At 51.5% G+C, this 12,138-nt stretch carries 9 protein-coding genes; 4 read left to right on the top strand and 5 right to left on the bottom strand.

Features of this window, described 5'->3' with window-relative positions; translation table 11 throughout:
- Positions 1-100 precede the first annotated feature (100 nt).
- Positions 101-2,011 (bottom strand): caspase family protein, encoded by a 1,911-nt coding sequence (locus ACQ4M4_RS10685; protein ID WP_430684488.1) that lies wholly within the window; start codon positions 2,009-2,011, stop codon positions 101-103.
- A gap of 606 nt (positions 2,012-2,617) precedes the next feature.
- Between ACQ4M4_RS10685 and ACQ4M4_RS10680 the strand changes: the two genes are divergently transcribed.
- The 3 genes from ACQ4M4_RS10680 to ACQ4M4_RS10670 all read left to right on the top strand — a co-directional run bounded on the left by ACQ4M4_RS10680 (position 2,618) and on the right by ACQ4M4_RS10670 (position 4,410).
- Entirely contained in the window at positions 2,618-3,175 is a 558-nt protein-coding gene (locus ACQ4M4_RS10680) for a hypothetical protein (RefSeq protein ID WP_430684487.1), read from the top strand.
- Between the two features lie 317 nt (positions 3,176-3,492).
- On the top strand, positions 3,493-3,672 hold the full coding sequence (locus ACQ4M4_RS10675; protein ID WP_430684486.1) for a 50S ribosomal protein L32: 180 nt from the start codon (positions 3,493-3,495) through the stop codon (positions 3,670-3,672).
- A gap of 81 nt (positions 3,673-3,753) precedes the next feature.
- Positions 3,754-4,410, top strand: a complete 657-nt coding sequence (locus tag ACQ4M4_RS10670) for a sulfite oxidase-like oxidoreductase (RefSeq protein WP_430684485.1) — start codon at positions 3,754-3,756, stop codon at positions 4,408-4,410.
- Positions 4,411-4,455: 45 nt separating this feature from the next.
- On the opposite strand, the gene ACQ4M4_RS10665 is transcribed toward ACQ4M4_RS10670, so the two are convergent.
- From ACQ4M4_RS10665 to ACQ4M4_RS10650, 4 genes are all read right to left on the bottom strand, one after another.
- Positions 4,456-5,760, bottom strand: a complete 1,305-nt coding sequence (locus ACQ4M4_RS10665) for an MFS transporter (RefSeq protein WP_430684484.1) — start codon at positions 5,758-5,760, stop codon at positions 4,456-4,458.
- A 206-nt stretch (positions 5,761-5,966) separates the two neighbouring features.
- Positions 5,967-6,929 carry an ABC transporter substrate-binding protein gene (locus ACQ4M4_RS10660; protein ID WP_430684483.1) on the bottom strand — a complete coding sequence of 321 codons (963 nt, stop codon included), beginning with the start codon at positions 6,927-6,929 and terminating at the stop codon, positions 5,967-5,969.
- A gap of 24 nt (positions 6,930-6,953) precedes the next feature.
- Positions 6,954-9,527 carry a TonB-dependent siderophore receptor gene (locus tag ACQ4M4_RS10655; RefSeq protein WP_430684482.1) on the bottom strand — a complete coding sequence of 858 codons (2,574 nt, stop codon included), beginning with the start codon at positions 9,525-9,527 and terminating at the stop codon, positions 6,954-6,956.
- 277 nt (positions 9,528-9,804) lie between these two features.
- Positions 9,805-10,818 carry a helix-turn-helix transcriptional regulator gene (locus ACQ4M4_RS10650; RefSeq protein WP_430684481.1) on the bottom strand — a complete coding sequence of 338 codons (1,014 nt, stop codon included), beginning with the start codon at positions 10,816-10,818 and terminating at the stop codon, positions 9,805-9,807.
- A 284-nt stretch (positions 10,819-11,102) separates the two neighbouring features.
- On the opposite strand from ACQ4M4_RS10650, the gene ACQ4M4_RS10645 reads away from it, so the two are divergent.
- Positions 11,103-12,137 (top strand): isochorismatase, encoded by a 1,035-nt coding sequence (locus ACQ4M4_RS10645; RefSeq protein WP_430684480.1) that lies wholly within the window; start codon positions 11,103-11,105, stop codon positions 12,135-12,137.
- Position 12,138 lies beyond the last annotated feature (1 nt).

Here is a 12,138-nt window from a genome sequence, read left to right as displayed (position 1 = left end):
CCTCACCAAAACGAACGTTTAGTAACGTGAGTTATAGATAAGCCGAAGTGCCCATTTTTGCGTGCGCATTGCGCACGCAAAAATGGGCACTTCGGAGGTTTTAGTAGGTGTTTTCGTAGCTCGGTTCGGTGTAATAGGCATCGGCCTGTTGAGCCGCAATCCGCTGCTGCTCGATTTGGGCCTGCCACGATGCGATAGACTGCTCGGCCTCGGCGCGGCTGGGAGTGTTGCTAGGGATCAATTTGGCTACATTCACCGCCAATGACAAATCTCCCCAGTAGGCTTGCAGCGTAGCCAGGTCTACCATCTGCTTGCTCCACTTAGTCACTGAGGCATCCGCAAGCGATCGCAATTCAGCCTGCTCCGCAGGAACAAGTTGAGCCGCAGCAATGGCATTGGCAAAGTTTTCGGCGGCAATTAACGCATTGCCCCCATTAGGCTGTACCGACCGTAACTCTGCAATGTTCAAAATCATTTGGCTCCAGCGGTTCACGTCTTGCTGAGCCTCGGCATAGAGGGGATGGTCAGATGGAATCTGCTTAGCCATCCGAATTGCCTCGCTAATGCGCGAGACCGACGCTCCCGGCTCCACTTGAACCGATGCCACGAGCGATCGTGCACCCTGCAACCACTGGGTTTCATTGCCAACTGGCGCAATGGTCGATATCGGTTGTGCCGCAGAAATTTGCGCCGATGTCGGCGTCACCGTTCCGTAGAACTCCCCTTCTGCTGCTGGCTGCTGGCCAACAGGTGCCAATCCATCAGGAGTTGGGCTTGGGGCTGGAACAGCAGGCTCACTCACCGCTTCAGGGGCTGGAGTCGGAGCCGGAGCCGTCGTTTCTGGAACTGGAGTCGGAGCGGTTGCCTCAGGAGAGACCGGCTCTACGGCCGGACTGGGTTCAGTCGTGGGGCTGGGCGTTGCCTGAGGTTCCGGTGGCTGCATCACCGTCCCAATATTGCGAGCCAGCACAAACAGCAACAATGCTGCCAGGGCCGAACCGCCCCACTGCAACATGCGCCGCCAAGTGCGCTCATCACTGGGGCTAATCGTGTCAGGTGGTGGTGGCTGATTATGCCCCACAGACGCCTGTGAAGTCGAGGACGTGTTGGATTGTGATGCCGAGTCGGGTAGGGGCGGCGGCACGGGTAAGCCATTGCTGCTTGGCTCGTGACCTTCTGATGCATTGAACGCTGCCTGACCCACGGTGGTATGAGTCCCCCCTGCATTCCCTTCAAATTCGCTGGGTTGTTGCGCCACACCAGGCTGGTTCGCCTTACCCGGCACAATCAGCTGATAGCGCAATTCATCCGGCACAAACCCAACGGGATTCTGGGCTGGGCGGCAGTGGTGTTCGCTAAGCTGAGGCAAGCGATCGCGCAAAAACAGCAGCAGTTGCTCTAGCGTTAGGCAGCCATGGTGCCGGACTCCTTCTACTAATGCTTCGGTAAACAATCCCTGCCGCAGCACAATCGTTTCGTGCGAAAACTGATCGGGCTGGCAAGACAGCACCGTCGAAATCCCAAAGTCGCGGGCGATCGCCAGGGTTTGTCGTCCTGCTCCCTCGCTTGCCAGCAACCCTTGGCTGCGGTTCATATCCAGCAGCAGCAGCACTTGTCGCGTCGGTGCGGCCTGCAAAATGCCCATCACGGCTTCTATCGAAATGCCTGTTTCGTTAATTCGCGCTGGGTCGGCATCAATCGGCAACAAATAATCTTTGCCCTGGAGCTGTGCGCCATAGCCGCTAAAAAACACCCACAACACATCATCGGGCTGCAGCCGATTCTGGCACAGATCAGTCAGGCTTTCCAAAATGTTGAGCCTGCTGGGATACGCAGCATCCGCCTTTCCATTAGGCGAAGAGTCTCCCAATACATGCACCTGCCCCGCCGGAAACCCAGCCTCCTGCACCAAAAATTGCTGGATCAGTTGGGCATCGCGCTCAGCATAGAATAACGGCTGAAATCGCTGATATTGATTAATGCCAACGGCGATCGCCCAATAGTTTTTCATACAAACGTCCTATCCAACGCAGCACAGTAACAACAGCGCAAAAGCGAACCGAATCAATCGGGCACATCCTTTAGAATTCCCAAACTGACCCTAGATGAATCTCACATCCACTCAAGATTTGCACCTAAACCATCATGCAGAGCTTGAACCGAATGGTATGCATGGACATTAGCAAACCCACAACCATCAAGCATCCATAACAACTTGAGCTACTGGTAATGTTTTAGCCAACTCTCGCAACTTTGGATCATGTCTTGCCCCAAAAAGTAAAAATCTCTTAAAAATTTTCTGATTGAAGGCATTCGTGGCTTAGCAGCTGGTGTATTATCGAGCTCTTGGACAAAAGCTCAGTATTTTAACTGAGACCCATTGGTCAAAGCTTAGCCGGACTGAAGCTACCGCAAGCCCTAACCCCTGCTTTGATGCCCTTCGCCTATAGCCAAACACCAAATTGTGGCTCATAGAGCTTGGTTTATAGAGCGTGGCTTATAGATGGCTCAATCCCAAGGCTGGCTCAATCTCCAAGGCTAAAAAACAGCCTAACCCAATTCTCTGATTCACTCGGCAATGGGTTTGACCAGTGAACCACTCATCTTGGTATTTGCTATGACGATGAAACTTGCCTTCAGCTGTATGGCCCTGGCCGGAGTCTTTAGCGGACTGCTCGGCACATCCACCCTGGCGCAAACTCCCCCTCGTCGCACCTTTCGCTCACTGGAAGCAGCGCCTGCGGTGGCTCCAGAGGCTCCTCCTCGCCGCACCTTTCGCACCATCCAGCAAATGGATGCGGATCGCTCCATCGAGCGCGATCGCACCGAACGAACGCTAGAAGTCAGCGTGCCCATCACCTGGGCATCTTTTGAAAGTTATCCCGAATTTATTCGTCGGGCTGAGCAATCAGCCAAACTTGCGGCTGATATTGCATTTCGCACCTATGGCAATGTCGGCAGTGTGGTTGTCATCGTGCAAGGCGACAATGCTGGAGCAGCCATTCCGGTCCTGTCACTGCGGGTTTCTCGGCAGGATTGGACACGCCTGCCCAACCCCCAAGCCTGGGCGACTTACTTTGAGGCAGCTCGCCCTTTAATGGAAGAAAACCGACCTCAAATTGCAGCTCCTGAACCGAATCGAAACCCTGAACCAACTCTGCAAACTGGATCTTAGTTCGTTCTCATTCCCGTGAAACCACCCCTCGTTTTGCCCCCATGATGAACATCAGAGGATGGATATCAGATATGGCTATCAGAGTATAGATGGGTGGTGGTCTAGATATGTATAGATCGCAGTTGTCGCAAAGGGCCAACAGGGCTTACGCAATTGAATGATGTTTGGATCTCTAAGCGCTCCAAACATCAATTTAACCCCCTTGATTTTTCAGATGACGTGCGTAAGTCCTAGGCCAAGATAAAAAATTAGTGCTGAGTTTGAGGTGAGATGGACTAGAATTGAAAGGTTGTGACGATTTTTAGCAGTTAACGGTCATGGCTGTTCCTAAGAAGAAAACCTCGAATGGTAAGCGCGATCAGCGCAAGGCAACCTGGAAGCGCAAAGCTGCTCTGCAAGCTCAGCGTGCGCTTTCTCTAGGCAAATCAGTATTAACAGGTCGCTCGAAAGGGTTCTACTATCCTCAAGATGAGGATGAGACCGAAGAGGACGCCTAGTGTACAAGGCCGTGATTGGAGCTACGGTTCGTTGACCTGCCGTTTTTGCTAGGCTCGCGCGATCGCAGTAGCAGCGTTAGAATGAGCCCAAACCGACAGATCACCGTTCCATCTAGTAGCTCCATGATTGGTAAATTCTTCCAAAAGCCGGGCCCAGAAATGAGCGATCGCGTTCCACCGGGGCAGCATCTTGCTAAAGGCTTTCCAGTTTTAACCTATGGCGATACTCCAAACATCAGTTTGGAGAATTGGGAGTTTCGAGTTTGGGGTTTGGCTAAGCCTCTTTCGCTGAAGTGGGCAGATCTGATGAACATGCCCCATTGTGAATTTACGGCTGATTTCCACTGTGTCACGACATGGTCCAAGCTGGACGTACAGTGGATCGGTATTAAAGTGACTGATTTTATGAAGGCGGTAGAGCTAGAGCCATCTGCAACCCATGTGATGCAGCACTGTTATGGGGATGCTGATGGAAGCTTTGAGTACACCACAAATCTGACGCTCGAAGACTTTCTCCGCGACGAAAATTTCTTTGCATTCAAGCTATTTGGTGAGCCTCTTCCAGCTGAGCATGGCGGGCCACTGCGGCTTGTGGTGCCTCACCTCTATGCCTGGAAGAGCGCAAAATGGATTCGAGGATTGGAGTTTCTCGACCATGAAGAGTTGGGCTTTTGGGAACGCAACGGCTACCATCGTCGAGGTGAACCTTGGGCTGAAGAGCGCTACAGCAGCCGCTAACGTTTGGTAACAGTAAATTAAATTAAGGCTATTGATGTTGTCTAGCTAGCTAGATACGTCATTTGGTTGAGCCGGATGCCCTTCCTCTACCTGCTGCAGTTTGGGAAGGGCATAGCCACTGATGCCTACGATCAGCAGGCCAACCGAGGTCATAATGTACAGCAATGCCATGCCAGATCCGGCTCCTGTACCCACAATTGGGCTGAATAGTGACGCAAGCTGACTGTTGGATTGCATCGCAGGTTCAAAGACACGATCGCCCAGTGGACCTGCAATTAAGGTGGCGATCGCACTCACAACTTGCAATCCCAGCGAATTGGCGGCAAACACTCGCCCCTGAATGTCAGGAGCAATTTGAGTCATCCAAATCGCGGTTTCGGAACTGCCCAGCAAGGGAAAGTTCAAAGAGGAACAGAACTGAGCCGGGAGCCAAACCACAGGCGATCGCCCAAGTCCAACGACAATTTTGCTCAAACCTGCGCCAATGAACCCGAGCAGCATACCGTGAACGCGCCGTTTGGGGCCACCCGATATGCTCAGGACGATGCCGCCAGTCACTCCGCCAATTCCCGCAGCAGAGGCAATGCTCCCCAAAACGGCCGCGTCGCTGTTGGTGCGAGCCAAAAGCATGGGATGGTAGATAGCCCCTCCCAAGTCGTGAGCAAACCAGAAGAGGAGCGTAACTCCTAGGAGCGCACGTAGACTGGCATGTGTCCAAATATAGTGAACGCCAAAGGTCATGTCTTGCCAAAGGGTAGAGGCTAATGCGGCAAAGCTTTTGACGGGTTGGTGGGTTAGGGGTTGGGGTTGAGGAATAGAGATAGAGAGTAGAGTCGCGATCGCCATCGCAAACGTCATCAGATCAATGAGTGCAATGCCAACTAAACCAATCACGGGATACAACAGGCCCGCTAGGGCTGGTGCAACGATAGCTGAGCCATAGTGCACGATAGAATCCATGCTGCTAGCGCGAGTGTAATGCTGCTGAGGAACAATGAGCGCTAGCGATGTTGAGTAGGCCAAGCTTTGAACTTGGGCAAATCCACCATTTACGGCACTGATCAAATAAATGTGCCAAATGTGGAGTGAATCCGTAGCGTACAGTAGCAGAATTGCAAGCGTGGATAGGGCGGCGATCGCATCTCCTAACATCATGAGCAGCTTTCGATTGATGCGATCAACCAGGATGCCAGCAACTAAAGTAACAGGAATGCGAGGCAGTTGAGCAAAGAATGCAGCAAGCGCCAACGCTGTAGCAGAGCCAGTTAACTCCCAAGTCCACAGTTCAATGGCAAACTCGGTCATATAGCTGCCTGTGGTGGAAACCAACTGACCTAGCCAAATGGTCATAAAGGTACGCATAACAAGCAGTTACTCAACGAACGACAACGGCGCTACATCAACAGCAGAAATTGGAGCACACTAGGCTCTACCTGTTGCTGTAAGAATGATGCAAGCTCAGCATCTCTAAATCAGCATCTCGAAAAAGGAAATGCGGAAAATGAATGTAGAAATTCGATAGGGTGATTCAAGAAGGACAGCGATCGCTCCAAAAGTTACGACTCTTGGCTATTCACCAAGTACCGAAACAAATCATCCATGACCGCATCAGCCGCAAGGGGATTTCCTCCGCGCCAAGTGGGGTAGTTTACGGAATAAATGCGATTTTGCTGAACAGCTTTGATCTGCTGCCACAGCGGGTTTTGCTTAAGTTCTTCTAACTTAAGGGCAGCTTCTCTACCGTTTGCAGCCACAAACAAAATGTCGCCGTTAATATCCATCAATCGTTCCTCCGAAAGCAGCACAATTCCCCCATCTACGGTAGCCGCCTGAGCCGGAGGTCGTTTGATTCCTGCATCCTGCAAAATGCTGCCGCTAAACGAATTGCTCAGGTCAATGTCAATCGTGCCACAGCAAATGTGAACAAAGGCAACTTCCAGATTTTGCAGGCGATCGCCCAATGCAGAACGCAAGGCTTGAATTCGCTGGTGATAATTTGCCCATACCTGCTCCGCCTCTTCCGTTTTACCCAACACTTCCGCCACAAAATCAAAATGCTCGCGCCAGGATGGGTAGCCATTCCATTTCCCTACAACAGTAGGAGCAATTTGGGATAGCTGCGCATAGATGGCTTCCGTCGAATATTCAATCCCAATGATCAAATCAGGTTTTAATGACAAGATCGTTTCGAGGTTTGGCTGTTCTGCAGTGCCTAAACTTTCAATCGATTGAAGATGTTCCACAAGATAAGGCGGTGGATCCTCAAAGTACAAAGTCGAGGCGATCGGCTTTACGCCCAGAACCAACGCATTGCCCATACTAGGCACACCCAAAGTGACAACGCGCTGAGGATGTAGCGGTACACAGGTCTTTCCAAAGACATGTTGAATGATATGGCAGTCATTCGCCACGTCAGGCGAAGGAGAAACTTGAACCGATCGCCCACTACAAGCTGACACAGCAGCAAAAGCCAAAAGACACAAAAGCATGAATTGAATACGGCGAAAGATGCTGATCATGGCTTGTATGGTACTGTGAATGCATTAAAACTCTACAGAAACATTGGCCAATACGGTGAACGGCGCTTGTGGTGTAATGAAAAATCCCTGAGTGTTAAAGTACTCAACACTAAACAGGTTTTTGATATTTACAGCGGCTTGCCAGTTATCGCGACGGTAAGATAAACGGGCATCCGTCCGGAAGTAAGAAGGCAGCGTCACGTTGGTATTGGGCAGTTGAGCTTCGCGTTCATCCACATATAGCAGGCCCAAACCAAAGCCTAGCCCTTGCAACGTGCCACTTTGAATCTCGTAGGTTGTCCACAGGCTGGCCGTGTTGCGCGGAATACCCGCAAGGCGATCGCCCACGGGAAGATCATTATCTTCGCTAACAAAGGCATCTGTATGGGCATAGGTGGCAATCACGTTCCATCCGGGTAAAATTTCGCCCGTCACATCGAATTCAATGCCACGGCTAGTTTGCGCCCCAGTTTGAATACTAAAGTTGGGATCTAGTGGATCTGGAGTTGCAACATTGCGCCGAGTCAGGTGATAAAGCGCCAAGTTGGCAGCAAGGCGATCGCCCAACAATTCCTGGCGAAAACCGACTTCAAATTGTTCTCCCCGCTCTGGCTCAAAGGCTTCTCCTGTGCGAGTTCTGCCACCAAAGATAGTGGGACTAAACGCATTGGCCCAGTTGAAATAGATGGATGAATCTTCGCTGGGTTGATAGACCAAGCCTAAGCGCGGTGAGAAAGCAGTTTCTGAATTTTCGCTGTAGGTCGTGTTGTTCAGGTTATCGCGATAAAAGTTGTCGTTAAAATCGAGCCGACCTCCGGCCAACACAATGAGATTGGGTGTGAGATAGGCCAAATCTTGCAGATAGAGGCCAATATTCTCGGTGCCATATTCATCAAAAAAGCTAGGAGAATAGGCTCCTGGTCTCGCACCATAAACCGGATTGAAAATATCAATCGAACCTAGTGGCGCGCTAAAGAAATCGTAGGCAAACCGATAGCGAGCGTATTCCACTCCAAACAGCAAATTGTGGTTGATGGAACCTGTGCTAAATTCCCCAATCACTTCTGTTTGTAGGGAAAAGTTCTCTTGAAATTCATCAGTGCGTTGGGCTTCTCGTTCCAGGGTTCGGCCATCGGCCGCAACATACGGCGACGAGAAATTGGTAATCACCGCTGCCTCAGTCTCTCCGTTGATAATTAGCCCACCAAATCCCTGACGGATCTTCCACTGATCGTTGAATTCATGGGTGACGTTATAGCCAAAGTAGTTTGAACTAAACTGAGCACGATTCAGATCTGGCTCAAATAGGAAGCGATCGCGCGGCAGTTGTAAAAATAGCTCTCCTGGTGGAAAACCACGATCGAACACATAGTCAAAATTTTGATGTTCAAATTCAGCGGTTAACGTCGTGTTTGGGCCAAGATTCCAGGTCAATGCTGGAGACACAAATAAACTCTCGCTTTCGTTGAAATCGCGAAAACTATCCGCATGGGTATACGCAAGATTGAGGCGATACAGCAACGAATCATCAACCAGGGGGCCAGTTAAATCAAGGGCTGAGCGATAAAATCCATCGGTGCCAATGGTGCCATCCAGTTCATAGCGAGGCGTGGCTAGAGGCCGCTCTGTTACGGTATTGACCGCACCACTCAGGTTAAAGCCGCCACCGTACAGCACAGAAGCTGGCCCTCGCAGAAACTCAACCCGTTCTACATTGGCCAGATCGCGCGGGCTAATGAACGTGAAATCCCGAAACCCATTACGGAAGCTTTCCCCTACGTTAAAGCCGCGAATGTAATAGTCATTGGAAGGTAGCCCGCCATAGCCAGAAGCAGGCTCAACACCGGGAACGTTGTCTGCCAGTTCCGTTAATCGCGTAATCTGACGGTCTTCAATAATTTCGCGAGGAATGACCTGAAGCGTCAGCGGCACATCGCGCAGAGGTGCTTCGATACGGGTTCCAGTGCTAGCGGTGGAGGGGGCATATCCTTCGTTCTGGGTTCCTGTAACTTGTACCTGAATTGCGGTCTCTTCGGCACTGCTGGCTACAGATGAGCTTGGCATCGCTGCCAGCACCAGCCGACCGGCTTCCAGACGCACCTGAACTTCGGGTGGTGCCTCGGTTCCCGTAATCGAAATTCGCACCCGATTATTGGGCAACTCGGTGATGCTTACAAGCGCGATCCCGTCTACCGGCTCAAACTGCTCAAATGAACCATCTTCTGGGGTGGCTAGCACCGCATTGGCAATTTCAGCGATCGCAGCATTGCCCAGCGTTGAAGTAACGGGAGCTGTCGTGATCTCGGCTTGGGTTTCTAGTATCAGCTCAAGGCTGCCATCCGCTGGGATCAGCCGAATATTGGTGATGGGGGCTGGTGTTTGCGCGACCTGTGCGATCCATCCATCTACATCAGTCCTTGCTGAATCAGTAATGGCTGACTCTAACTCACTCAAGTACGGTACTTCTGCGATCGCCCCTGTTTCCAAAGATGGCGGGTCATTTGCGGTGATGTGGGTGTTCTCATCTGCCCAACCGGGCTGAGCTGTTACCCCCGACAACACACTCATCAAACCGATCAATAGATACTTGCTCTGCATGCTTCTCACACCTTGACCTCTTCCGTTGAGGCATCCCACGTTGAAGCATTCCACCCCCACAGCCCCAAGACTGGCGTCAGTCCATCCCTCGTGGAGTTTGTGTTGTGGGTCAAATGCTCTGCATCCGCGACCCACAACACTCCTGACTTAGCCCACAGCTCAACAGTTAGGAATTCTTCTCAATTACTTTGCCTGAAATGGGAACCCATGGATAGGGGAGAACTTTGCTGAAACGGAATTTTTGTTTGTTGAAACGGAATTCTTCCAAAATGACCCGCTAGCCTCTCATTTCCCGTGGGCTGACGCCAAACTTTTTGCGAAATGCGGTGCTAAAAGCACACAGATTGTTGTATCCTACGCGGCGAGCGATCGCGGTTACAGACAGTTGATCGTCACGTAACAGCGATCGCGCCTGCTCCATCCGATAGTGATGCAAATAGCCAAATACCGTAGTGCCAAATACCTGACGAAATCTGCGTTTTAGTGTGCAATCATTGAGGCCAACCTGTCGTGCCAGGTCAGCCAACGAAGGAGGATGCTCCATTTGCTGCATCAAAATTTCTCGGGCGTGATGAATGCGATCGACATCATCCGAGCGCAAATCAGACAGCGATGGGTGAGACACAGCCTCGTCAGACAACACCTGATTGAGCCAAAGGGCCAGCATTTCCAGCGATTTACTTTCCAAATACAGTTGCTTTACCATGCCCTGGTAGGGACAGTCCAAAATTTGCTGCAACACCACCCGCATGGTAGGTGAGCAATGACGAATGGCAGAAATTGCAACGTCGCTCTCTCCGGCAATGATGCGCTGCACATCCAACGGAAGCCGTTCCATCAGGTTGGAGGATGTTGGCTGGTCGAGACCCAGCAACGACTGAAGTACCGCAGGTTCTAAATGAATATCGACTTCCAGAGTTGGCTCTTGAGCAAAGTGAATGAAGGCTTCTTTACTCTCTGGGGCAAACACCCCATGCAAACAATGCTGCCCAGCTTCCAGACAAACGCCATCCCAATATCTAAAACGGGATGACAGATTGAACACAAACTCTACACAACCCTGATCTTCGGGCTGAACATCGGTGAAGACGAGATCGTCATAAAGCTCGTACCGATGTAGCGTTAGATCAATGCCATTTCGCAAGGCGATATCGCGCTTGTACCCCGTTGCAAACTGGGCTGGACATTGGGCAATGCGATCGCCCGCATCTTCAAGATCCGCCTGAGAAGCCTGCTGTCGGCTTTCTGCCCAAAGTTCGCGCCACGTTGCATTGGAAAGTGCGATCGCCATGGATTTCAATTAGCTGTTGGTCATGTCAATTCCTGATTGTGAGTTTTTTGATAATCTGTGTCAATAAACTGAGCTGCCAGCTTTCCAGCAGGTGAACGGGCATCTCCCTATCAAATGCCATCGGAATCGTGCATGGGGATGCCGGGTTATGGGCCATTCTGCCGAACGTTCGCCCTTCCCGATCCCCAGCAAACTTGCCAGCAAACTTGAAAGATGAGCTGACAATCAAAAAAAATTGCGGCATAATCGAAGCATCCTGAATTTTGGTGAAATTTACTAAAATTATGCTGACGACCACACCGCTGCCTATTCCTACCCATTTTGATTCGCGTCGTGTGGCGGAGGTGTGGCGTGTGCCGTATGAGGAACGCGCGATCGCGGCGGCGGCATGGGCCAATGAGTATGGCATTGCCCCAGCCAGCCAGGATGATGTCAACATTTGCTTGCTGGCGATCGATGTGCAGAATACGTTTTGCATTCCAAGCTATGAGCTGTTTGTCGGTGGGCGATCGGGCATGGGCGCAGTAGAGGACAATGTGCGCCTGTGTGAGTTTATATATCGCAATCTGGCTCGGTTGACAGAACTGGTCGTGACGATGGATACCCACACGGCGGCGCAGGTGTTTCACGCCATTGCGTGGGTCAATGAGGCGGGTGAGCACCCCCCTGCAATGACCATGATTACCCGAGACGACGTGGAGCGAGGAGTGTGGCGGGCCAATCCGGCGCTCGGTTCCCGCATCTTTGGCGGAGATGCAGAGCAGTTGCAGGCCTATGCACGACACTATGTGCAGCAGTTGGAATCGGAAGGAAAGTTTCCGCTCACAATTTGGCCGTATCACTCCATGCTGGGCGGAGTTGGCCATGCGTTGGTGTCGGCTTTTGAGGAGGCATGCTTCTTCCATGCGATCGCACGACAGCAGCAAACTCGATTTGAGCTAAAGGGCAGCAATCCGCTGACCGAAAACTACTCGGTGCTCAAGCCAGAGGTAATGATGGATCACCATCAGCGGGCGATCGCGCACAAAAATACAGGCTTGATCGACACTTTGCTAGACTTTGATGCCGTGGTGATTGCAGGGCAAGCCAAGAGCCATTGCGTCGCCTGGACCGTGGATGATCTGCTGCGCGAAATTAAGGCGCGTAACCCCAAGCTGGCGCAAAAAGTTTATTTGCTGGAGGATTGTGCGTCTCCAGTTGTGGTACCGGGTGTGGTGGACTTTACAAACCAGGCCGATGCTGCCTATGAACGGTTTACCACCGCCGGAATGCACGTGGTGAAATCCACGGAACCCATGGAAAGTTGGCTCAAGCTGTAAT

It is taken from the genome of Leptolyngbya sp. AN02str (assembly GCF_050565595.1).
Lineage (GTDB): Bacteria > Cyanobacteriota > Cyanobacteriia > Elainellales > Elainellaceae > Kaiparowitsia.
This window is presented reverse-complemented; position numbering and strand designations above follow the sequence as displayed.